The 22009-nt window shown below is 68.1% G+C and carries 16 protein-coding genes; 9 read left to right on the top strand and 7 right to left on the bottom strand.

Annotated elements, in window-relative coordinates:
- Positions 1-21 precede the first annotated feature (21 nt).
- Positions 22-732: a glutathione S-transferase gene (locus tag Q5Z10_RS16920; protein ID WP_303636537.1), complete on the bottom strand. Its 711-nt coding sequence runs from the start codon at positions 730-732 to the stop codon at positions 22-24.
- A gap of 162 nt (positions 733-894) precedes the next feature.
- Between Q5Z10_RS16920 and Q5Z10_RS16915 the strand changes: the two genes are divergently transcribed.
- The 3 genes from Q5Z10_RS16915 to Q5Z10_RS16905 all read left to right on the top strand — a co-directional run bounded on the left by Q5Z10_RS16915 (position 895) and on the right by Q5Z10_RS16905 (position 5123).
- Positions 895-1716, top strand: coding sequence for a DUF3014 domain-containing protein (locus Q5Z10_RS16915; RefSeq protein WP_303636536.1), 822 nt, complete (start codon positions 895-897; stop codon positions 1714-1716).
- A 181-nt stretch (positions 1717-1897) separates the two neighbouring features.
- A complete protein-coding gene (gene clpB, locus Q5Z10_RS16910) occupies positions 1898-4483 on the top strand; it encodes an ATP-dependent chaperone ClpB (RefSeq protein ID WP_303636535.1) in 2586 nt (861 codons plus the stop codon).
- A 94-nt stretch (positions 4484-4577) separates the two neighbouring features.
- A complete protein-coding gene (locus tag Q5Z10_RS16905) occupies positions 4578-5123 on the top strand; it encodes a hypothetical protein (protein ID WP_303636534.1) in 546 nt (181 codons plus the stop codon).
- Positions 5124-5163: 40 nt separating this feature from the next.
- Here Q5Z10_RS16905 and Q5Z10_RS16900 read toward each other — a convergent pair whose 3' ends face one another.
- The 3 genes from Q5Z10_RS16900 to Q5Z10_RS16890 all read right to left on the bottom strand — a co-directional run bounded on the left by Q5Z10_RS16900 (position 5164) and on the right by Q5Z10_RS16890 (position 8134).
- Positions 5164-5964 carry a MipA/OmpV family protein gene (locus Q5Z10_RS16900; protein ID WP_303636533.1) on the bottom strand — a complete coding sequence of 267 codons (801 nt, stop codon included), beginning with the start codon at positions 5962-5964 and terminating at the stop codon, positions 5164-5166.
- A 140-nt stretch (positions 5965-6104) separates the two neighbouring features.
- A complete protein-coding gene (locus tag Q5Z10_RS16895) occupies positions 6105-7400 on the bottom strand; it encodes an ATP-binding protein (RefSeq protein ID WP_303636532.1) in 1296 nt (431 codons plus the stop codon).
- A complete protein-coding gene (locus Q5Z10_RS16890) occupies positions 7397-8134 on the bottom strand; it encodes a winged helix-turn-helix domain-containing protein (protein WP_303636531.1) in 738 nt (245 codons plus the stop codon). The genes Q5Z10_RS16895 and Q5Z10_RS16890 overlap by 4 nt, the downstream gene beginning before the upstream one ends.
- Before the next feature lie 175 nt (positions 8135-8309).
- On the opposite strand from Q5Z10_RS16890, the gene Q5Z10_RS16885 reads away from it, so the two are divergent.
- Positions 8310-9596, top strand: a complete 1287-nt coding sequence (locus Q5Z10_RS16885) for an O-acetylhomoserine aminocarboxypropyltransferase/cysteine synthase family protein (protein WP_303636530.1) — start codon at positions 8310-8312, stop codon at positions 9594-9596.
- A 198-nt stretch (positions 9597-9794) separates the two neighbouring features.
- Here the strand turns inward: Q5Z10_RS16885 and ybaL are convergent, their stop codons facing one another.
- Together ybaL and Q5Z10_RS16875 are read right to left on the bottom strand one after the other, a co-directional pair.
- A complete protein-coding gene (gene ybaL, locus Q5Z10_RS16880) occupies positions 9795-11495 on the bottom strand; it encodes a YbaL family putative K(+) efflux transporter (RefSeq protein WP_303636529.1) in 1701 nt (566 codons plus the stop codon).
- Positions 11496-11673: 178 nt separating this feature from the next.
- Positions 11674-14061 carry a TonB-dependent receptor plug domain-containing protein gene (locus Q5Z10_RS16875; protein ID WP_303636528.1) on the bottom strand — a complete coding sequence of 796 codons (2388 nt, stop codon included), beginning with the start codon at positions 14059-14061 and terminating at the stop codon, positions 11674-11676.
- A gap of 333 nt (positions 14062-14394) precedes the next feature.
- On the opposite strand from Q5Z10_RS16875, the gene Q5Z10_RS16870 reads away from it, so the two are divergent.
- Positions 14395-16260: an ABC-F family ATP-binding cassette domain-containing protein gene (locus tag Q5Z10_RS16870; RefSeq protein ID WP_303636527.1), complete on the top strand. Its 1866-nt coding sequence runs from the start codon at positions 14395-14397 to the stop codon at positions 16258-16260.
- Positions 16261-16320: 60 nt separating this feature from the next.
- Here Q5Z10_RS16870 and ampR read toward each other — a convergent pair whose 3' ends face one another.
- Positions 16321-17193: a LysR family transcriptional regulator AmpR gene (gene ampR, locus Q5Z10_RS16865; RefSeq protein ID WP_303636526.1), complete on the bottom strand. Its 873-nt coding sequence runs from the start codon at positions 17191-17193 to the stop codon at positions 16321-16323.
- A 175-nt stretch (positions 17194-17368) separates the two neighbouring features.
- Here ampR and blaL2 point away from each other — a divergent pair, with 175 nt between their 5' ends.
- The 4 genes from blaL2 (at position 17369) to Q5Z10_RS16845 (ending at position 21934) form a co-directional block, all read left to right on the top strand.
- Positions 17369-18274, top strand: coding sequence for a L2 family extended-spectrum class A beta-lactamase (gene blaL2 / locus Q5Z10_RS16860; protein WP_303636525.1), 906 nt, complete (start codon positions 17369-17371; stop codon positions 18272-18274).
- Positions 18275-18357: 83 nt separating this feature from the next.
- Positions 18358-19581 carry a cation:proton antiporter gene (locus Q5Z10_RS16855; protein WP_303636524.1) on the top strand — a complete coding sequence of 408 codons (1224 nt, stop codon included), beginning with the start codon at positions 18358-18360 and terminating at the stop codon, positions 19579-19581.
- 105 nt (positions 19582-19686) lie between these two features.
- Positions 19687-21231 (top strand): ArnT family glycosyltransferase, encoded by a 1545-nt coding sequence (locus Q5Z10_RS16850; RefSeq protein WP_303639208.1) that lies wholly within the window; start codon positions 19687-19689, stop codon positions 21229-21231.
- A 61-nt stretch (positions 21232-21292) separates the two neighbouring features.
- Positions 21293-21934 (top strand): hypothetical protein, encoded by a 642-nt coding sequence (locus Q5Z10_RS16845; protein WP_303636523.1) that lies wholly within the window; start codon positions 21293-21295, stop codon positions 21932-21934.
- The last annotated feature ends 75 nt before the right edge of the window (positions 21935-22009 follow it).

Raw genomic sequence — 22009 nt, 5'->3', positions numbered from 1 at the left:
GATGCCGGGCAGGGCCCGGCGCTACCGTTCGGAATCCAGCTCCGGGTAATGGCGGAAGATGCCCTGGGTGTTGAACGGCAACCGGCGCTTCGAAGCCAGGTAGGCGGCGATGGTCGGTCGTTTCGCCACCCGCTCCTGCACCGCGCGCAGCAGGGGCAGGGTGGGCGCCAATGCCTGCATGCGGCGCGGGAACATGTAGTCCAGCCCGCTCAGCAGCTGGAACAGCGACAGATCCACGTAGGAATGCTCGCGCAGTGCATGGCGGCCGCCATTGGCTGCCAGCACCTGCTCGAAGTAACCCAGGTACTTCGGCAGCCGTTCGCTGCGCAGTGACGCGGCGCGTGCGCTGGCTTCGCTCTTCTGATCCTCGTAGTACTTCGAGGCGGCGATCGGGTGATGGGTGTCGTGCACCTCGGCCACCAGGTCGGCGATGGTCAGCTGCAGCTGCAGCGCCTGCATTCGCCGCGAGGCCGCCTGCGGCACCAGGTCCAGCGTCGGGCCGAGGAAATCGAGGATGGCCGCGACCTGCGCGATGACCTGGCGGCCCGCCTTCAGGAACGGTGGCGCGAAGGGCCGTGGTCCTTCGCTGCTGCCATCGAGAAACGGCTGTATCACCGCATCGCCGTGCACCCGCGCCATGTCGATGTAGTCGGCGCCGGCATCTTCCAGTGCCAGGCGCACGAATTCGCCACGGCCCTGGATGCCGGTCCAGTAATACAGCGCGTACTGCATGGCTGGGTCTCCAGACGATGAGATCCACAGCCTCGCGCAGCAGGTGCAAAGCAGGCGTGAGTGCACGGGCTGAACCCGAACGCCAGCGGAACACGCGGGGAACCGGCTGCCATCGGCAGGGTCACACCCTTTCCATGCAGGTGAAAAACGAGGGACTGCATCATGCAGAGTGGAAAGGCGGTTTGGCCGTGGGTGTTGGGCGTGGTGGTGATCGGTGGCGCGGGCGGTTGGCTGTTCCGCGATCAGCTGAAGAGCCTGACGGACAGTGTCCCGGTGCCGATGCAATCCCCCCCTGCCAGTACTGGCGCACCGCCACAACCGAAGGCCGTCGCGGAGCCCACCCCGACACCGCCCGCGATCAAGCATCCGCTGGATACCGAGGCTGCCGCCGACCCGGCGCTGCCCACGCTGGCTGACAGCGATGCCGCGGCCTGGGGCGCATTGAGCCGGTTGTTCCAGGGAGAGGGCCCGCTGACCCTGCTGCTGCGTGATCACCTGATCCAGCGCCTGGTTACCCAGATCGACAACCTGGACAAGCCCAGCGTGCCGCCGACCGCGCTGGCCGCGCGGCCGCTGCCAGGCAGCCTGCGGGTGGAGCCCGGCGAGGGTGGCGAGCGCATCGCCGCCGGCAACGCGGCGCGCTATGCGCCCTACGTGCAGGCCTTCACTGCGCTCGACCCGGCGGCGACGGCCACTGCGTACAAGCGCTTCTACCCGCTGATCCAGCAGGCCTACGTCGACCTCGGCCGGCCCGAGGGCTATTTCAACGACCGCCTGGTTGCAGTGATCGACCATCTGCTGGGCACCCCGGACCTGGCCCAGGCGCCGGCGGTACAGCGCGATGAGCGCGGCCGCTACCGCTTCGTCGATGCCACCCTGCAGTCCCGTTCGATCGGCCAGAAGGCCCTGCTGCGCATGGACCCGGCGCAGGCGCGGGCGGTCAAGCAGCAGCTGCGGGCCATCCGCAGCGCGATCAGCCGTTGAGCCGCGCCGCCCTGCCTGACTGATCGGGATCAACGCGTCGAGCACACCCGCTCCGGCATGCTGGCCGTGGGCTGACTGGCCTCGCGGTGCAGTCGCAGCCACCCTTGAAACGGGGTGGGGCAACCGCATCTTTCCAGCATCGCCGGCGCGGGCCGGCCCTGACGACCGATGAGGTTTCGCAATGCGGATGGACAAGCTCACCTCGCGTTTCCAGCAGGCGCTGGCAGACGCACAGTCGCTGGCCGTGGGCCGCGACAACAGCATCATCGAACCGGCTCACCTGTTCAGCGCGCTGCTGGACCAGCAGGGCGGCAGCACGCGCCCGCTGCTGGCGCAGGCCGGCGTCAACGTGCCGGTGCTGCGCGAGCGCCTGAGCGAGGCGCTCGACGCACTGCCGAAGGTGTCCGGCCAGGCCGGCAATGTCTCGATGGGCAATGACCTGGGGCGGCTGCTGAACCAGACCGACAAGCTGGCCCAGCAGCACGGCGATGCCTTCATCGCCAGCGAGTGGTTCGTGCTGGCGGCACTGGAGGACGGCGGCACGCTGGGCATGGCGCTGCGCGCCGCCGGTGCCGACAAGACCCGCCTGCAGGCGGCCATCGACAAGCTGCGGGGCGGCGAGAGCGTGCAGTCGGAGAATGCTGAAGAGCAGCGGCAGGCGCTGGAGAAGTACACCATCGACCTGACCGCGCGTGCCGAGAGCGGCAAGCTGGACCCGGTGATCGGGCGCGACGAAGAGATCCGCCGCACCATCCAGGTCCTCCAGCGCCGCACCAAGAACAACCCGGTGCTGATCGGCGAGCCCGGCGTGGGCAAGACCGCGATCGTCGAAGGCCTGGCCCAGCGCATCGTGAACGACGAAGTACCCGAAGGCCTGCGTGGCAAGCGCGTGCTGTCGCTGGACATGGGCGCGCTGATCGCCGGCGCCAAGTTCCGCGGTGAGTTCGAGGAGCGGCTGAAGGGCGTGCTCAGCGACCTGGCCAAGAGCGAAGGGCAGATCATCCTGTTCATCGACGAGCTGCACACCATGGTCGGCGCCGGCAAGGCCGACGGTGCGATGGATGCGGGCAACATGCTCAAGCCCGCGCTGGCACGCGGCGAACTGCACTGCGTAGGTGCCACCACCCTGGACGAGTACCGCAAGTACATCGAGAAGGACGCCGCGCTGGAGCGCCGTTTCCAGAAGGTGTTCGTGGGCGAGCCGACGGTGGAGGACACCATCGCCATCCTGCGCGGCCTGAAGGAAAAGTACGCGGTGCACCACGGTGTGGAAATCACCGACCCGGCCATCGTCGCCGCTGCCACGCTGTCCAACCGCTACATCACCGACCGCCAGCTGCCGGACAAGGCCATCGACCTGATGGACGAGGCGGCATCGCGTCTGCGCATGGAGATCGACTCCAAGCCGGAGGAACTGGACCGCCTGGAGCGTCGCCTGATCCAGCTGAAGATCCAGCGTGAAATGCTGAAGAAGGAAAAGGACGACGCCTCGCGGCAGCGCCTGGCCGATCTGGAAAATGACATCGATGCGCTGGAGCGCGAGTTCTCCGATCTCAACGAGATCTGGAAGTCGGAGAAGGCGGCGCTGCAGGGCACGACCAGGATCAAGGAGCAGGTCGAGCAGGCCAAGGTCGAGCTGGAGTCGGCCCAGCGCCGGCAGGATTTCGCGCGCATGAGCGAGATCCAGTATGGCGTGCTGCCGCAGCTTGAGAAGCAGCTTGCCGCCGCGCAGGAAGCCGAGAACAACGACTTCAAGCTGGTGCAGGACCGCGTCACCGACGAGGAGATCGCCGAAGTCGTTTCGCGCTGGACCGGCATCCCGGTCAACAAGATGCTCGAAGGCGAGCGCGACAAGCTGCTGCGCATGGAAGAGGTGCTGCACAACCGCGTGGTCGGCCAGGAAGAGGCGATCAAGGTCGTCTCCGATGCCGTGCGCCGCTCGCGTGCCGGCCTGTCCGATCCGAACCGCCCGGCCGGGTCGTTCCTGTTCCTCGGCCCGACCGGCGTCGGCAAGACCGAGCTGTGCAAGTCGCTGGCCGAGTTCCTGTTCGACAGTGCCGACGCGATGATCCGCATCGACATGAGCGAGTTCATGGAGAAGCACAGCGTGGCGCGCCTGATCGGCGCCCCCCCGGGCTATGTCGGTTACGAGGAAGGGGGCTACCTGACCGAGGCGGTGCGTCGCCGTCCGTACTCGCTGATCCTGCTGGATGAGGTGGAGAAGGCGCATCCGGATGTGTTCAACATCCTGCTGCAGGTGCTCGACGATGGCCGCCTGACCGATGGCCAGGGCCGCACCGTGGACTTCCGCAATACGGTCATCGTGATGACCTCGAACCTGGGCTCGCACCAGATCCAGGACATGAGTGCCGACGACAGCCCGGAGGCCTACACGCAGATGAAGGCGGCGGTGATGGGCGTGGTGCAGGCGCACTTCCGTCCGGAATTCATCAACCGCCTGGACGACATCGTGGTGTTCCATCCGCTGGACAAGCAGCAGATCAAGCAGATCGCGCGCATCCAGATGCGCGGCCTGGAGAAGCGCCTGGCCGAGCGTGGCCTGAAGCTGGCGGTGTCCGATGCGGCGTTCGACCTGCTCGGCAACGTGGGCTTCGACCCAGTCTACGGTGCGCGGCCGTTGAAGCGTGCGATCCAGTCGCAGCTGGAGAATCCGCTGGCACAGCAGATCCTGTCCGGCGCCTTCGTCAACGGCGACACCATCGAAGTCGGCAACGACGGCGGCCATCTGGTGTTCGCCAAGGCCTGACCCCGCAAGCGCCCCCCTTTTCGGGGGGCGCCACCGTGGGCCTTCCCGGTGCAGAATCGCCTGGCTGCACGTTTGCCCGGACAAGGAGAACCGCATGGACGTCACACCGCTGGCTTCACTCTGCATCGCACTGGCCCTGGCCACGCCGCTCACCGCTGCCGCCGCGGCGGAGCAGGTACAGCTGCCGCCGATGAAGGGCTACCACCAGGCGCACCAGAACACCGATGCGCAGGGCAACCGCATCACCGAGTACGTGCCCAACGGGCAGACGGTGCAGGACTGGACCGACATGGTCACCGTCAACGACGCGCCGGGCAGTGGCCACGCGAGTCCGCGCGAGTTCCTTGGCATCATCGAAGCCGGTTGGCGCATTGCCTGCCCCGACGCACAGAGTCACTGGATCCGCGAGGGGGAGGAAGCTGGCCGCCCGTTCGCGCTGCTGATGCTCAGCTGCCCGCAGAACCCCGGCACCGGCAAGCCCGAGTTCACCTGGATCAAGGGCATCCAGGGCACCGAGGGCTTCCACACCGTGCAGAAGTCGTTCCGCTCCGAGCCGGAGAACAACGACGTCGTGCAATGGATCGGCTGGCTGCGCGAGGTCGAGCTGTGCGGCAGCGGGCAGGCACCGGCCTGCCGCTGACCGTAGCGATGAAGGCGCGCCGAGAGGCGCCACTGCTGCATCAGAAACGCTGCGTGTAGCCGCTCATCAGGCCGAACTGGTTGGGCTTCTGCACGATCGGGCTGTCGGCGGCGTCGCCGAGCAGGCGCGTGCCCTCGACCGAGAGGTACCAGTTGCCGTTGCGGCCCACACGGTGGCTCCATTTCAGGCCAAGCCCGGCACTGACCAGGCCGGCCTTCGGCGTGTGCTGGGCGAAGCCGGTGCGCACGGCCTGTTCGGGGCTGACGCCGTACCAGGTCTGCAGATACCCCCGATTGCCCCAGTCGGCGGCCACGCTGCCGCTGACCACGCCACCGGCCAGATCGAACAGCGGCAGGCTCAGGTTCAGATGGATCTGCTGGGTCGCCAGGCCGTTCTCGGCTTTGTCCTCATCCTTGCGGGTGAACTGCCAGGCGCCGCTCAGCACGGCTTCGCCCAGCGTATACCCCGCCGAGACGCCGAGCAGGGGACGGCTGTCGATATCCCCCATGCCGCGCAGGAAATCCGAACCGCCGAGCAGGGAGTCCTTGTCCCTGCGGATACCGCTGGCGCCGACGTAGGCACGCACGCGGGTGTGCTCACCCAGGGCGGTGCCCCAGCCGATGCCACTGGTGCCCAGAAACCATCCTCCCGGCGAGGTCACATCGAACGACAGCGATGGCGTCGCACGGTACTCCTCGCTGCCGCTGTAGCGTGGGGTCACGCCACCACCGGCGGCGACTTCGAAGCTCCAGTGGTCCTCGCCGGCATGGGCGATCGGCGCGGCGAACAGGGGCAGCAGGGCCAGGCAGAACAGGGACGGGGGCAGGTGACGCTGGGACATGGGCACTCTCGACAAGGGGAGGAATGCAGCACGCGCAACCGGCGCGTGCTGCAGGGTCGCCAGCGTGGCGATATGCCGGCGACCGATCCGTCCGCAGTTGTGCGGGAGTTGTAAGCAACTGTAAGCGCGGCCCGCAGCGTTCAGCTGGCAGCCAGCGGCCAGTGCATTTCCAGGCGCGCGCCGCCCAGCGTGGCGCGGCTGATGCGCAGTTCGCCACCGTGGCGCGCTGCAATGCGGTTGACGATGGCCAGGCCCAGGCCGAAGCCGCCGGTATCGCGGCTGCGGCTGTCATCCAGGCGGGTGAATGGGCGCATCACCTTTTCATGGTCGGCTTCGGCGATGCCGGGACCGTCATCCTCCACGCGCAGGCAGGCGCAGCCAGCCACAGCGACCAGTGAGACGTCGACCTGCGAATGCGCATGACGCAGCGCATTGCCGACCAGGTTGCTCAGCGCCAGCTGCAGCAGCCGCGGCTCGGCGTCCACCCGTGCCAATGCACTGGGCTGCACGCGCAGTACCACGCCGGAACGTTCGGCGTCACGGCGCGCATCGGCCAGGCAGTCCTGCAGCCAGTCGTCGGCCTCGATGCGCTGCATCGGCTCGCCATCGCTGGGGTGTTCCAGGCGTTCATAGGCCAGCAGTTCGCTGACCAGCCGGTTGAGCTCGGCCAGGTCGCCATGCAGGCCGTGAGCCAGCCGTGTGCGGCGGTCGCGATCATCGCTGTCCTGCAGCAGGTCCAGGCCGAACGCCACGCGTGCGATCGGCGTGCGCAGTTCGTGCGAAATCGCGTGGGTCAGGTCGCGCTGGCGCTGCACCAGCTCGGCCACGCGTGCGGCCATGCGGTTGGAATGGTCGACGATGACCCGGATCTGCGAGCGCGGCGAGACCTGCGCGCGTGCCTGCAGATCGCCGGCGCCGATGCGGTCGGCATGCACGCGCAGGGCGTCCAGATCGCGCCAGAGCACGCGCACCCAGGCGCACAGGCACAGCCCGAACAGGGCCAGCATCACCGAATAGGCGATCAGGGTGAGATACAGGGTCATCGACGGCTCGCCTGGCAGGTGCAGGCGCAGCCAGGGACCGTCGGGATGGAGGGGATCAAGCGGCGCCAGTACGATCTCGAACGCCTGCCGGGCGATGAGCCCGTTGCGTTGCAGCTGTTCCTGTTCGCCCGCCTTGAGCGCCGGCGCTGACGGCAGCAGTGCCAGCGCAATGCCATAGTGGGGCTGCCACTGCGCCAGCTGATCCTGCTGGGCGGCGGGGTCCTTGCCGTGCAGTCCCTGCCGCAAGGCATACAGCTGGCCGCGCACCTGCTCTGCGAACACACCCTGCTGGAACGGCAGGTAGATGCGATCGAAGATCACGTTGATCAGCAGCAGGGTGATCAGGAAGCTTGCGCCGACCACCAGCCACAGGCGCAGGAACAGCTGCTTCATGCCGACCAGGATGAGGGGTTGAACTGGTAGCCGCGGCCCCAGACCGTCTTGATCCGCCGCGGTTCGCGCGCGTCATCGCCCAGCTTGCGGCGCAGCTTGCCGATGCAGACATCGACACTGCGATCCAGACCGTCGAAGCCGATGCCGCGCACCGCCTGCAGGATCTGGTCGCGCGAGAGGATCTGCCCCGGCTGGCTGGCCAGCAGCCACAGGATCTCGAATTCGGTGGTGCCCAGGTCCACCGGCTGGCCCTGCAGGTGCACCTCGCGCTGCATGCGGTCGATCAGCAGCTGGCCATGCATCAGCCGCCCGGGCGTACCGGATGGGCCGCTGCCATGGCGACGGCGCAGCAGCGCGCGCAGGCGTGCCAGCAGCAGGCGCGGTTCGATCGGCTTGTGCACATAGTCGTCGGCGCCCGATTCCAGCCCCAGTACCTGCTCGATATCGTCCTCGCAGGCCGTCAGCATCAGGATCGGCACGTCGGAGAAGCTGCGGATCTGCCGGCAGACGTCGATGCCACCCAGGCCGGGCAGCATCAGGTCCAGCACCACCAGGTCGGGCGCGTGCTGGCGGCAGGCGGCGCCGGCCTGATCGCCGCGGGCCACGTGCCGCACGGTGAACCCATGCGCGTGCAGATAGTCGCTGACCAGCTCGGCCAGGCGTCGGTCGTCCTCCACCAGCAGCACCGGTGTGAGGCCGCCGGCGGCGGTGGGGGTCCACGGGGATGACTGCACGATAGGCCTCCTTGCCCGAGCGGCGCCCGGCGGCGAAGCCTAGCAACGGCCCGTGGCAGCTGCCTGAATCGCCGCCAACCTGATAACCGCGGGTACGGGCGTCATCGCCAGCCGCTCTCAGTGGCCGCCCGGTACTGGCCTAAGGTGGCTGTTTCCCCGGATGGAGCCTGGCGCAATGAGCGATCCGCAGTGGCAACTGGAAACCCTGGCCGTGCACGGCGGCTATCGCCCGGATCCGACCACCCGTGCGGTGGCGGTGCCGATCTACCAGACCGTGGCCTACGCCTTCGATGACACCCAGCATGGCGCCGACCTGTTCGACCTGAAGGTGCCGGGCAACATCTACACCCGCATCATGAACCCGACCACCGATGTGCTCGAGCAGCGCATCGCCGCGCTGGAAGGTGGCATTGGTGCGCTGGCGCTGGCGTCCGGGCAGGCGGCGATCACCTACGCGATCCAGACCATCGCCGAAGCCGGCGACAACATCGTTGCCGCCAGTGCGCTGTATGGTGGCAGCCTCAACCTGCTCGCCCACACGCTGCCACAGTATGGAATACAGGCGCGCTTTGCCGACCCGGCCGATCCGTCCGCGTTCGCCGCGCTGATCGACGAGCGCACCAAGGCGGTACTCGTCGAATCGATCGGCAACCCGCGCGGCAACGTCACCGACATCGCCGCCCTTGCCGGGGTTGCCCACGCGGCCGGAGTGCCGCTGATCGTCGACAACACGGTGGCCACGCCGTTCCTGCTGCGTCCGTTCGAGCACGGTGCCGACATCGTGGTGCACTCGCTGACCAAGTACCTGGGCGGCCATGGCACCAGCCTGGGCGGTGCCATCATCGATTCGGGCCGCTTCGACTGGGCGGCGCACCGGCAGCGCTTCGCCCGCCTCAACCAGCCCGACCCCAGCTACCACGGCGTGGTCTACACCGAGGCGCTCGGTGCGGCTGCCTACATCGGGCGCGCGCGGGTGGTGCCGCTGCGCAACACCGGCGCGGCACTGTCACCGTTCAACGCGTTCCTGATCCTGCAGGGCATCGAGACCCTGGCGCTGCGCATGCAACGGATCAACGCCAACGCGCTGGCCGTCGCGCAGTTCCTGCAAGCACATGCGAAGGTGGCCTGGGTGCGCTATGCCGGCCTGGAAGGCGACCCCGAGCATGCTGCCGCGCAGCGCTACCTCGGCGGGCAGGGCTCGGGCGTGCTGACCTTCGGCCTGCCCGGTGGCCGCGAGGCCGGCGCGCGCTTCCTCGACGCGCTGCAGTTGTTCACCCGGCTGGTGAACCTGGGCGATGCGAAGTCGCTGGCCACGCACCCGGCGTCGACCACCCATCGCCAGCTGGATGCGGCCGAACTGGCCAGGGCTGGGGTCAGCGAGGACACCGTGCGGCTGTCGATCGGCATCGAGCATATCGGCGACCTGCGCGCGGACCTGGAGCAGGCGCTGGCCCAGGCCTGATAGCCACGCGCTTGGTCGTCATCGCCAGCGGCGATCACCGTTGGCGGCGCAATGCGCTACGGTGGAACCGCCTCTCCAAGGCGTGGCAACTGGCGATATGGATCCCCGGTCGATGCGGGTCGACCGGGGATTTTTTTGTGGCACGCAAACCGGGTCGACCCCGCCCGGTTGATCCACGCCACCCTGCCGCAGCCCCCCTCACACCACCGGGATGCTGTGCTGGCCAAGGTTCCGGTAGGGCGGGGTGGCCATCACCATTTCCGCCAGCGAATAGGCCAGCTCGCGTTCGGCCATCACCGTGCCGTCGGCGCCGTGCTCCAGCAGGTGCTTCACTTCGGCATCGCTGTGCGCCCGCGCCAGCAGGGTCAGCTCGGGATTGAGCGCTCGCAGCTTGGCCAGCGTCTCGCCGGCCTCCAGCGGCTGCGGAATCGCCAGCACCGCGATCTTGGCGCGCTCGGGATGGGCTTCGGCCAACACCTTGTCCGAGGCCGCGCTGCCGCGGATGCCGGGCAGTCCGGCGGCATGCGCGGCCGCGACGTGTTCCTTGTTGTCATCGATGATCATCACCGGCACGCCGCGGTCGCGCAGCACCTGCGCCAGCGCGCTGCCGACGCGGCCATAGCCGATGACGATGGCGTGGTCGTGCAGGTCCAGCGACGGCCCGGGCGGCAGTTCGGTCTCCACCGCCGTGGGCGTGGTTTCCTGGTGCTTCAGCAACCAGCGGTCGAGCAGGCCGAACACCAGCGGGTTGAGCATGATCGAGATCAGCGCGCCGGCCAGCACCAGCGCCTGGCCGGTCGGCGGCAGGATCTTCAGGGTCACGCCCAGGCCGGCGATGATGAAGGCGAACTCACCGATCTGCGCCAGGCTGGCGGAGATGGTCAGCGCCGTGCCGGTGGGGTGGCCGAACGCGCGCACGATGAAGAACGCGGCGGCGGACTTGCCGAACATGATGATGGCCGCGGTCGCCAGCACCTGCCACGGATGCTCGATCAGGATGCTGGGATTGAACAGCATGCCCACCGACACGAAGAACAGCACCGCGAATGCATCGCGCAACGGCAGCGAATCGTTGGCCGCCTTGTGGCTCAGTTCGGACTCGTTGAGCAGCATGCCGGCGAAGAAGGCGCCGAGCGCGAAGGACACGCCGAACAGCATCGCCGAGCCGAACGCCACGCCCAGCGCGATCGCCAGTACCGACAGGGTGAACAGCTCGCGTGAGCCGGTTCCGGCAATGCGTTCCAGGATCCAGGGGATGACCCGGCGGCCGACCACCAGCATCACCGCCACGAACAGGCCCAGCTGCACGAAGGTCCAGCCGATGCTGGCCAGCACGCTGCCGACGGTATGGGTCTCGTTGGCCGCGTCGGCGCCGAACACCCCGGCCAGCACCGGCATCATCACCAGCGCCAGCACACAGGCCAGGTCTTCCACGATCAGCCAGCCGACCGCGATCTTGCCGCGCTGGGTTTCCAGCAGGCGCCGCTCCTCCATCGCCCGCAGCAGCACCACCGTACTCGCCGTGGCCAGCGCGAAGCCGAACACAATGCCATGGATGACCGGCCAGCCCATCAGGGTGGCCAGGCCCCAGCCGAGCAGGGTGGCGACCAGGATCTGGCCGATGGCACCGGGAATGGCGATGGCCTTGACCGCCATCAGGTCCTTCAGCGAGAAGTGCAGGCCGACGCCGAACATCAGCAGCATCACGCCCAGCTCGGCCAGCTGGTTGGCCAGCGCCTGGTCGGCGACGAAGCCGGGGGTGAACGGGCCGACGCAGATGCCAGCAACCAGGTAACCGACCAGGGGAGACAAGCGGAGCTTGTTGGCCAGCGCGCCGAAGATGAAGGCGAGCCCCAGGCCAACGGCAACGATGTTGATCAGGTCGGTGTCATGGTGCATCGGCACTCGCAGAAAATGGGGGGTACCCGATTTTCACCGATGCGGCCAGATACGGCAAACCCGCCGGCCAGGTGCCGTGGCCGGCGGGTTTGCCCCCGCATTTCTGCTCTCCCCCCGCCTTCGGCGCGCCCCTTCAACAAGAAGGGGCTCTCCTGCAGATGCGGCCCGGCGCTACCACTTACCAGGTGTACTTGATCCGCCCGTACACATACGCACCGTTGAAGCCGAACGGCGAGTAGTTGCTGTACGGCAGCATGCCGAAGGTCGAGTTCTGCAGGTCTTCGGTGCGGTCCGGGTACTTGTCCAGCAGGTTGTCGGCGCCCACGGTCAGGGTCCAGTTGCTGCTCGGCTTGTAGCTGGCCGAGGCATCCACCACCCAGGCGTCGCCGTAGGTCTGGTCACGCAGCGCGGTGGCCGAGTTGCGCACGGTGAATTCGCCGTAGCGGGTGGCGGCCAGGCCGAGTTCCCAGTGGTCCGAACGCCAGGTGCCGCTCAGCACGGTCTTGTCGCGCGGGTAGCTGTCCTCGATGCGGCCGATCTCATCACGGCCGATCAGCGACTGGGTCAGACCCAGCGTGCCGAATACCGCCGGGGTGCCGCCGACGCGGCGCACTTCGGTGTCGTTGTAGCTGTAGGCGGCAGTCAGTTCCAGGCTGCTGGCGCTGAACGGCACGGTGTAGCTGGAGACGAAGTCCACGCCACGGGTGCGGGTATCCAGGCCGTTGGTGAAGTACGAGAACGCGGTCACCTGCGGCAGGCCCAGGCTGCCCAGCAGTGCGCTGGTGGCGGCGTTGGTGGTGATGCTGGACGACAGCGCGATGCGGTCATCGATGTCGATCTGGTAGGCATCGACGGTGATGTACAGGCGGTCGACCGGCTGCAGCACCAGGCCCAGGCTGTAGGAGGTGGAGGTCTCGGCCTTCAGCGGCGAGGCGCCCAGTGCCTGCGCCGCCGGGCTGGTGGTCGGGAAGGTGCCGCGCTCGACGAACACGCCATTGAGGAACTGGCTGGTGACTGCCTGGTAGCCCTGCTGGGCCAGCGACGGTGCACGGAAGCCGCTGGACGCGGTGGCCCGCAGCGCGACCTTGTCGGTGAACGCATAGCGCGCCGACAGCTTGCCGGAGAAGCGGTCGCCGAAGTCCGAGTAATCCTCGTAGCGGCCGGTGATGCCGGCCGAGAACTTCTCGGTCAGGTCCGCTTCCAGGCCAGCGTAGACCGCGTAGTTGTGGCGGTCGGCATGCACTTCATTGGTCGGGGTGAAGCCGGCGAAGCCCTGTGCGCCACTGCCGGTGTACGAGTTCAGTTCGCCCGGGTTCTGGTCCCACTTTTCCTTGCGGTATTCACCACCGAAGGACAGCGTGACCGGGTAGGCCAGTCCCCAGTCCAGCGACTTGGTCAGGTCGGCGTTGAAGATGTCCTGCTGGTACTTCAGCGTGCCGTCGTAGAACGAGCGCGGGCTGGTCGCGCCCAGGCTGTAGTTGATGCTGTTGCGGGTGTGGAAGTCGAGGGTGTTCTCGCCGTGGTTCAGGCTCAGGTCCCAGGTCCAGCCGCTGTCGGTGTTGCCCTTGACGCCGGCCACCAGCGAGCGGTCCTTGGAGTACTGGTTGATCTCCGGCACGAAGCCGTCCGGGTAGGTCTGCGCCAGCAGCGCGCTCTGCCCGCTGTGGTTGCGCGAGCGGTAGAACGCGAACGAGGTGATGTCGCGGTTGCTGAGCAGTGCGCTGGCATAGCCGGTCACGCGGTCGCTGAAATCGAAGCTGGCATTGACCGACGCGGCGGTGGCGTCCACCCGCGGATCGCCGACCACGAAGGTCGTTTCACCCACGCTGGGGAAATTGCCGGTGTTCGGCGTGGTGCCGCGGTACGGGCCGGCGCGGTCGCTCTCGTCCTGCTGGCTGATCTGGCCGGCCACGTGCACGCGGCCCCGGCCGTTGCCGAACGCCACGCCGGTATCGCCGGACAGCTGGTACTTGTTGCCATCGCCGGCCGAGTACTGGCCGTAGTCCACGGCCAGGCTGCCACCGCTGCCGCTGCCCTTCAGCACGATGTTGATCACCCCGGCGATCGCATCGGAGCCGTACTGCGCGGAAGCGCCGTCACGCAGCACTTCCACGCGTTCGATGGCGGCGATCGGGATGGCATTGATGTCCACTGCCGACGAGCCACGGCCGATGCTGCCGTTGACGTTGATCATCGCCGAGGTATGCCGGCGCTTGCCGTTCACCAGCACCAGCACCTGGTCCGGCGACAGGCCGCGCAGCTGTGCCGGGCGCACGCCACTGGTGCCGTCGGTCAGCGCCGGGCGCGGGAAGTTCAGCGAGGGCAGCGCGCGCGACAGCGCGGTGGCCAGCTCGCTGGTACCGGTGGACTGCAGCACTTCGGGGGTGATGATGTCGATCGGCGACTGCGACTCGGCCACGGTGCGGTCGGCCACCCGGGTGCCGGTGACGATCACGGTATCCAGGGTGTTGGCGGCGGTGCCGGGCTGCTGGGCAGCGGCGATGAACGGAGAGCCACCAAGGGCGACGGCGACGGCGGCGGCGATCAGGCGGGGCTTGCGGGTCATCGGGGAGAGGCTCCGGTTGGCGGGATGGCACCGGAATCGACATCACCAGGTGAGGCGGACGACGGTTGTTGCGGTGCGCAATACAGCAATTAACGGGATATTCAGTGCCTGTCAAATCCCCGCCGTCGGAAAAAACGTTGCAGCAGCAACCATTTAGCGGTGGCCGGGGTTGACCGGGGAGGGGCCCGGGAAGCGCGCGGAGAGGACGTGGGAGAGAGGAACGTCGGCCGGCGCGCATCCCGGGGCGCGTCAAGTATTCGTTAACGCTAGAATTGCGTCGCAGGAACAGTGCTCACCAGCACATTCCATTCGGTTATATGGACGCCTCCCCCCATGATTTCGCTTCGTAATTTCGCCTTGCGCCGCGGCGAGCGGCTGCTGTTGTCCAATGTCGACCTCACCCTGCATGCCGGTTACCGGGTCGGCGTGGTCGGCCGCAACGGTGCCGGCAAGTCCAGCCTGTTCGCGGCGGTGAAGGGCGAGCTGGAGGCCGACAAGGGTGATGTCGATCTGCCCGGCAAGATCCGCATCGCCAGCGTGGCCCAGGAAACCCCGTCGCTGCCCGACCCGGCGCTGAGCTTCGTGCTCGGCGGCGACATCGAGGTGGCCGCGGTGCTGGCCGCCGAAGCCGATGCGACCGCCCGCGAGGACTGGGAAGCGGTGGCGGAAGCGCATACGAAGATGGCCGAGCTCAATGCCTACGACGCCGAAGCGCGTGCCGGCAAGCTGCTGCACGGCCTCGGCTTCCCGGCCGAAACGCACCATCGCGCGGTGTCCTCGTTCTCCGGCGGCTGGCGTGTGCGCCTCAATCTGGCGCGCGCGCTGATGATGCCCAGCGACCTGCTGCTGCTGGACGAACCGACCAACCACCTCGATCTGGATGCGGTGTACTGGCTGGAACAGTGGCTGCTGAAGTACCCCGGCACGCTGCTGCTGATCTCGCATGACCGCGAGTTCCTCGACAACGTGGCCACCCACACCCTGCACCTGCACGGTGGCGGCGCCAAGCTCTACCCGGGCGGCTACACCGATTTCGAGCGGCAGCGCGCCGAGCAGCTGCGCCAGCAGCAGATCGCGCACGAGAAGGAGCAGGCCGAGCGCGCCCACCTGCAGAGCTTCATCGACCGCTTCAAGGCGCAGGCCAGCAAGGCCGCACAGGCACAGAGCCGGATGAAGCGCCTGGCCAAGCTGGCCGGCACCGAAGCGGTGCGCGCCGAGCGCGAGTTCCGCATCGAGTTCGCGCCGCCGGCCAAGCTGCCGTTCTCGCTGATCCGCCTGAATCATGTCGAGGCCGGCTACGGCAGTGATGCGGTCATCCTGCACAACGTGGGCTTCGGCCTGGAGGCCGGCCAGCGCATCGGCCTGCTCGGCCCCAATGGCGCCGGCAAGACCACCCTGGTCAAGACCCTGGTGGGCGAGCTGGCCCCGATCGCCGGCGAGCGCGCCGCCCATCCGGACCTGCGTATCGGCTACTTCGCCCAGCACACGGTGGAATCGCTGCATGAAGGCCAGTCGCCGATGGAGCACTTCCGCGAGATCGCCCCGGACGCACCGAACCAGGCGTTCCGCGATTTCCTCGGCAAGTGGAATTTCCCGGGGGATCGCGCATTCGAACCGGTCGATGGCTTCTCCGGTGGCGAGCGCGCACGCCTGGCGCTGGCGCTGATCGCCTGGCAGCAGCCGAACGTGCTGCTGCTGGACGAACCGACCAACCACCTTGACCTGGAAATGCGCGAAGCGCTGGCCGAAGCACTGGCCACCTTCGAAGGTGCGATCGTGATGGTCTCGCACGATCGTCACCTGATCGGCCTGGTCTGCGATACCTACTGGCGCGTGGCCGATGGCGTGGTCGAGCCGTTCGATGGCGATCTGGATGCCTACGCCGCGTGGCTGCGCACCCGTCCGCAGGCGCAGGGCACCAAGGCGCGCATGGAGCAGGTGGAGGAGCCGGTGGTGGTCAAGACCGCGCCGGTCGCCCAGGTGGTGCAGAAGAAACCGGTCAATCCGCACAAGCTGGCCAGTGCCGAAGCCAAGGTGGCCGAGCTGGAAGCTTCGTTGGCGGAGCTGGACCGGCAGTTGGCCGATCCGGGCAACTACGCGGATGCAACCCGCATGGCGGTGCTGGGCCGTGACCGCGAAACCACCGCTGCGCAGCTGGAGAAAGCCGAAGCCGCGTGGATGGAACTGCTGGAATCCTGATCGGTCATCGGCAGCGCCGGGCCCTGCCCGGCGGCTTCACTCGCCGGGCATGGCCCGGCGCTACCCCATCACCCCTTGCGCCTCCAGCCACTCGCGGAAGCGGCGGGCCGGTTCGCGTTCGGCGCGCGATCGCAACCGCGTCAGCCAGTAGCGGCCCAGTTCCAGCGTGGTAGCGAACGGCTGCAGCAGGCGGCCTTCGGCCAGTTCCTGCTCGAACATCCGCAGTGGCAGCAGTGCCACCCCGGCACCGCCGACGGCGGCCATCGCCAGTGTCAGCGAAGAATCGAACACCGGCCCCCGTGCTTCCACGCCGCTGACCCCGGCGCTCTGCAGCCAGCGCGTCCACTCGTCGCTGCGGAACGAACGCAGCAGCGGCACCGTGGCCAGATCACGCGGCTGCTTCAACCGCCGCGCCAGCGCCGGCGCGCACAACGCTGCGAACGGTGCCTCCAGGATGGCCGTGCAGGCCTGCCCCTGCCAGTCGCCTTCGCCAAACCGGATGGCCAGGTCCAGGCCTTCACCGGCCAGGTCGATGCGGTTGTTGTGGGTCTGCAGGCGCAGTTCGATATCAGGATGGGCGGCCTCGAACGCGGCCAGCCGCGGCAGCAGCCAGCCGGTGGCGAAGGTGCCGACTACGCCGATCGTCAGCACCTCACGGGCCGGCCCCCCGGTGTAGCGCGCGATGCTGGCCGAGATGCGCTCGAAGGATTCATTGAGCACCGGATACAACGCCGCGCCTTCCTCGGTCAGCGCCACCCCACGCGGCAGCCGGTGGAACAGGCGGATGCCCAGCCGATCTTCCAGCCCACGGATCTGATGGCTCAAGGCCGCCTGGCTGACGCAGAGCTCCAGCGCGGCACGGGTGAAGTTCTGGTGGCGGGCGGCCGCCTCGAAGGCACGCAGCGCGTTCAGGGGCAGGGTAGGGTGCAGCATGCGGAGACGTGAGGTGGGGTGATGGTTGATCCTAGCCTGACGCCAGTATCTGCCGCCAGCGCGCTGGGTCGCGTGCCAAAGGTATGAGTAAAGTTCATGGCTGGCCCAATATTTTCCCGCTGGTGTGCCGGCGCCCTGCTTTCAATAATCGGGGCCCGCTACCCGGAGTCTGCCCATGTTCGGCCGTCGACAGTTCCTCCAGTTCAGTGGTGCCGCTGCAGCCAGCGCACTGTTCGTACCCGCGCTGGCACAGGCAGCCACCGCGCCCTCCGCCGTACCTGCGGCCATTGCCGCCGCTGCTGATTTCAGCGCGCTGGAGAACGCCAGCGGCGGGCGCCTGGGTGTGACGGTGCTTGATGCCGGCAGTGGCCGTCGCGTCGGCGGGCACCGCCAGGACGAGCGCTTCCCGATGTGCAGCACCTTCAAGTCGATGCTGGTCGCCCACGTGCTCAGCCTGGCCGACGCGGGCCGCGTATCGCTCGATACCCGCCTGCCGATCGCCGAGAAGGACCTGTTGTCCTACGCACCGGTGGCCCGGCGCCACGTCGGCAAGGACCTGAGCCTGCGCGACCTGTGCCGCGGCACCCTGACCACCAGCGACAACACCGCGGCCAACCTGCTGCTGGGAGCAACCGGCGGGCCGGCGGCACTGACCGCCTTTCTGCGCGGCCACGGCGACCGCGTGACCCGCAACGACCGCTACGAGCCTGACATGAACCGCTTTGCCGCAGGCGATCCGCGCGACACCACCAGCCCGGCTGCGATGGCCGCCAGCCTGGCCCTGTTTGCGGTGGGCGATGGCCTCTCCGCCGGGTCGCGCCAGCAGTTTGCCGATTGGCTGATCGACAACCAGACCGGCGACGCCTGCCTGCGCGCAGGGCTGGGCCCGCGTTGGCGGGTGGGGGACAAGACCGGCAGCAACGGCGAGGACACCCGCAACGACATTGCCGTGCTGTGGCCGCGCGCGGGTGGCGCGCCCTGGGTGATCACCGCCTATCTGCAGGGCGCTTCGGTGGATGAGGAGCAGCGCGCGGCCGTGCTGGCGCAGGTGGCGCGCATCGCCGATCTTCTGATCGGCTGAGGCATCGGGTTCTTCATCGGCGGCTTGCCCGATCCGGCGTGGACGCGCATCCTGCGCGCGTTCAATCCACACGGAAGTCGCCGATGAGTCACGAACTGGTCTACCTGCTGCTGATCTTCGCACTGCTGGTGATCCCACGCGCGCTGCAGCGGTTCTGCCTGCCGGCGCCGCTGACCTGCCTGCTGTTCGGCATCATCGGCATGCTCTGGCTGGGGGACCAGGCCCATGACGCAGTGATCGGCCTGCTGGCCACGCTGGGCATTTCCTCGCTGTTCCTGTTCGCCGGCCTGGAAGTGGATCTGCAGGCGCTGCGACGTGGCATGTGGCCGCTGCTGGCGCACCTGCTGATCCGCACCGGCACCCTGTTCGGCGTCGGCTGGCTGGCCTGGCGGTACGCTGGATTGCCGTGGCAGGCGGCGGGCCTGCTGGCCTTGGCATTGCTGACCCCGTCCACCGGTTTCATCATGGATTCGCTGTCACGGCTGGGCCTGAGCGAGGACGAGCGGTTCTGGGTCACCAGCAAGGCCATCGCCGGCGAACTGCTGGCGCTGGCGGCATTGTTCATCGTGCTGCAGGCCGGCGATCCGGGCCACATGGCGCTGTCCAGCCTGGCCCTGCTGGCGATGATGGTGGGCCTGCCGCTGCTGTTCATCGCGTTGGGACGCTGGGTGGCGCCGCACGCACCCGGCTCGGAGTTCTCGCTGCTGGTGATGGTGGGCATGGTGGCGGCCTACATCACCTACCTGCTGGGCGTGTATTACCTGGTGGGCGCGTTCATCGCCGGGCTGGTCGCGCGCCTGCTGCACCAGCGCATGCCGCTGCTGGCCTCGCACGAGAACCTGCACGCGCTGCGCCTGTTCGCCTCGTTCTTCGTGCCGTTCTATTTCTTCAATGCCGGCACCAAGGTGCCCAGCGAAGCGCTCAGCTTCGAGGCGCTGGGGCTGGGCATCGTGATCACCCTGGTGGTGCTGCCGCTGCGCATCGGCGTGGTCTGGCTGCAGCGCCGGGTGATGTTCGGCGAAAGCTTCCGCAGCAGCCTGCGGGTGTCGCTGGCGCTGGCGCCCACGTTGATTTTCACCCTGGTGCTGGCGGCCATCATGCGCGAGCGCTTCCAGATCCAGCCGGTGCTGTTCGGTGCGCTGCTGCTGTACGCCGCATTGACCACCCTGCTGCCGTCGCTGGTGTTCCGCACGCCCTTCGACGTGGATCCGGTGGAGCAGGAGCCGGCCGGCGACGGCGAGGACGCTCCGGTCGCGGCAACGGAATCGCTGCCGGTGCAGAGCGCGCAGGACGGCGTCGTGCGCTAGCGCGCACGGCTTGCACTGGCGTCGCACAGCACGGACACTGCGCGCCCGGTCGCGCCGCTTCGGGCGCGGAGGGTATCTACAGGAGCAACACGCGTGAACCAGGATATGCATCGCAACCGGGATCTACTGCCCGCCAGGATCCTGTTGGGGTATTCGGCGGCCGCAATGCTGCTCATGCTGGTGTGCAGCTGGTCGATGCCTCCCATCGATGCATCCGGGTTCCGGCAGACGCAGACCGCGCTGAGCATCGACTGGATGCAGCGTGGCGGGCCCTTTCTGGCCTACCTGACCCCGATACTGGGCGCGCCGTGGTCGATCCCCTTCGAACTGCCGCTGTTCCAGTGGCTGGCCGCGCTGCTGGGCAAGGTCACCGGGATGAGCGCCGACAACAGTGGCCGCCTGCTGTCGACGATGTTCCATGCCGGCTGCATCTGGCTGGTCTATCGCATCGTCCAGCAGGTGCGCCCCGACCGCATGCTGGCGCTGTGCGTTGCCGGTGCCTTCGCGGTTTCGCCGCTTGCCCAGTTCTGGGGGCGGTCGGTCATGATCGAATCCACGGCGGTGTTCGCCAGCCTGGTGTTCATCTGGGCGATGGCGCGGCTGTATGTGCAGCCACGGGCCTGGCAGGGCGCAGTGGCGGTCATCGCCGCGGTGCTGGCGGCGATGATCAAGATCACCACGTTCTTCGGTTTCGCGGCATTTGCGGTGCTGGCGCTTGCGTGGGTGGTGCTGCGTGAGCATGGCTGGCGCCCGCAGTGGCTGGCAGCGCACTGGAAGCTGCTGCTGTGGGGTGGGGTGGCCGCACTGGCCGCCCTGGCCGCGCTGCTGCTCTGGCTGCAGCATGCCGATGGGCTGAAGGCGCAGTCGGCACTGGGCCAGCAGGTCACCTCCGATGGCCTGTCCGCATTCAACTACGGCACCCTGCAGCAGCGCCTGGACCCGGCCACCTGGTGGGGCGTGCTGTTCAAGAAGCGCTTCTCCGGGCCGGTGGGTTCCAACTGGGTGTTCCTGCTGTTCGTCATCGCGGGCCTCTCGATCCGCCGGATCCGGGCTGCCGTGCTGGTGCTGCTGCTGGCCTATCTGACGCCGATGGTGGTGTTCACCAACCTGCAGGTGGTGCACCCGTACTACCAGGCCGCGCAGATCGTGTTCGCCACCTCCATCGTCGGCCTGGTGCTGTGGTGTGTGGTGCAGCGGGGCGAGGCCGCCGGCAAGCCGGGGCGTGGCATCGCGCTGGCGGTCTTCCTGTGCCTGCTGTCACTCGGCTTCGGGCTGGTCAGCGCGCTGAAGAACATGAAGGAGGCGCGTGAGCCGACGCCGATCTCGATGATCGCCCAGCAGATCCGTGCGGAAACGCCGGAGCAGGGCGTGGTCGTGGCCTTCGGTGACGACTGGTCCTCGGAGCTGGCGTACCGGTCGGGCCGGCGGGCGGTGATGATTCCCGACTGGGCATCGGACCAGGCACTGGCGTCACTGGCCGGCACCGATGCCGCGCTGGGAGGATTGCCGTTGGCCGCGCTGGTCAACTGCCCCAACAAGGTGGACAGCACCCCGCAGCGCGCGCAATGGCGTTCGCAGATGCTGCAGCGCTATGCCGAAGGCGCGCAGAAGCAGGCCATCGGCGGATGCGAGTTCTGGCTGCACCGGTAAGCCGCTTGCCTCGAGGCCGGCACGGTTTGCGCGTGCCGGCCATGGCCGTTAGGGTTGGGGCATGAAACCGATTGCCGCTGTTGCTCCCGCCCTCGTCCTGCTCGGCCTCGCCGCCTGCTCGCAGCCCTCGCATGAGGTCAACCATGATCTGGCAACGGCCCCGGCCGACGCCTTCATGGCCGCCATCGCCGCCCACTGCGGCCAGGCCTACGAGGGTCGGGTGGTGGAGGACGTCCCGGCGCCGACCGGTGAGGATCCCTTCGCCGGGAAAAAGCTGGTGATGCACGTGCGCGGTTGCGCCGACCCGGGCCATGAGCTGCGGATTCCGTTCCATGTCGGGCAAGACCATTCGCGGACCTGGATCCTGACCCGCACCGAGCACGGCCTGAGGCTCAAGCACGACCACCGCCATGCCGACGGCAGCCCGGATGCGATCAGCCTGTACGGTGGCGACAGCAAACCGCCCGGTACTGCCGAACGCCAGCAGTTCCCTGCCGATGCCGACTCGGTGGCGATGTTCCGGCGTGCCGACATGCTGGCGTCCACCCATAACACCTGGGCGATGGAAATCCAGCCCGACCAGCGCTTCATCTATGAGCTGACCCGCCCGGACGGGCGCCGTTTCCGCGTGCAGTTCGACCTCAGCCGGCCGGTCGCGCTGCCGCCGGCGCCGTGGGGCGAGGAGAGCGCACCCGCGCGCTAGATCCACGCCCTGCAGGGAGGGGCGGGCAGCGCCTGCCCCGCCCGGCGGCCCTTGTTCTGCCGCGGCGCTCGCCCT

Origin of the sequence: Stenotrophomonas sp. 704A1 (assembly GCF_030549525.1) — a bacterium.
In the GTDB taxonomy this organism is placed as follows: domain Bacteria; phylum Pseudomonadota; class Gammaproteobacteria; order Xanthomonadales; family Xanthomonadaceae; genus Stenotrophomonas; species Stenotrophomonas tuberculopleuritidis.
This window is presented reverse-complemented; position numbering and strand designations above follow the sequence as displayed.

Excerpts from the sequence above, each read along its gene's own strand:
- Q5Z10_RS16920 (WP_303636537.1), bottom strand. The coding sequence starts at position 732 with ATGCAGTACGCGCTGTATTACTGGACCGGCATCCAGGGCCGTGGCGAA.
- Q5Z10_RS16885 (WP_303636530.1), top strand. The coding sequence starts at position 8,310 with ATGAGCGATCCGCAGTGGCAACTGGAAACCCTGGCCGTGCACGGCGGC.
- Q5Z10_RS16870 (WP_303636527.1), top strand. The coding sequence starts at position 14,395 with ATGATTTCGCTTCGTAATTTCGCCTTGCGCCGCGGCGAGCGGCTGCTG.
- Q5Z10_RS16905 (WP_303636534.1), top strand. The coding sequence starts at position 4,578 with ATGGACGTCACACCGCTGGCTTCACTCTGCATCGCACTGGCCCTGGCC.
- ybaL (WP_303636529.1), bottom strand. The coding sequence starts at position 11,495 with ATGCACCATGACACCGACCTGATCAACATCGTTGCCGTTGGCCTGGGG.
- Q5Z10_RS16855 (WP_303636524.1), top strand. The coding sequence starts at position 18,358 with ATGAGTCACGAACTGGTCTACCTGCTGCTGATCTTCGCACTGCTGGTG.
- ampR (WP_303636526.1), bottom strand. The coding sequence starts at position 17,193 with ATGCTGCACCCTACCCTGCCCCTGAACGCGCTGCGTGCCTTCGAGGCG.
- Q5Z10_RS16895 (WP_303636532.1), bottom strand. The coding sequence starts at position 7,400 with ATGAAGCAGCTGTTCCTGCGCCTGTGGCTGGTGGTCGGCGCAAGCTTC.
- Q5Z10_RS16900 (WP_303636533.1), bottom strand. The coding sequence starts at position 5,964 with ATGTCCCAGCGTCACCTGCCCCCGTCCCTGTTCTGCCTGGCCCTGCTG.
- blaL2 (WP_303636525.1), top strand. The coding sequence starts at position 17,369 with ATGTTCGGCCGTCGACAGTTCCTCCAGTTCAGTGGTGCCGCTGCAGCC.
- Q5Z10_RS16845 (WP_303636523.1), top strand. The coding sequence starts at position 21,293 with ATGAAACCGATTGCCGCTGTTGCTCCCGCCCTCGTCCTGCTCGGCCTC.
- Q5Z10_RS16915 (WP_303636536.1), top strand. The coding sequence starts at position 895 with ATGCAGAGTGGAAAGGCGGTTTGGCCGTGGGTGTTGGGCGTGGTGGTG.
- Q5Z10_RS16875 (WP_303636528.1), bottom strand. The coding sequence starts at position 14,061 with ATGACCCGCAAGCCCCGCCTGATCGCCGCCGCCGTCGCCGTCGCCCTT.
- clpB (WP_303636535.1), top strand. The coding sequence starts at position 1,898 with ATGCGGATGGACAAGCTCACCTCGCGTTTCCAGCAGGCGCTGGCAGAC.
- Q5Z10_RS16850 (WP_303639208.1), top strand. The coding sequence starts at position 19,687 with ATGCATCGCAACCGGGATCTACTGCCCGCCAGGATCCTGTTGGGGTAT.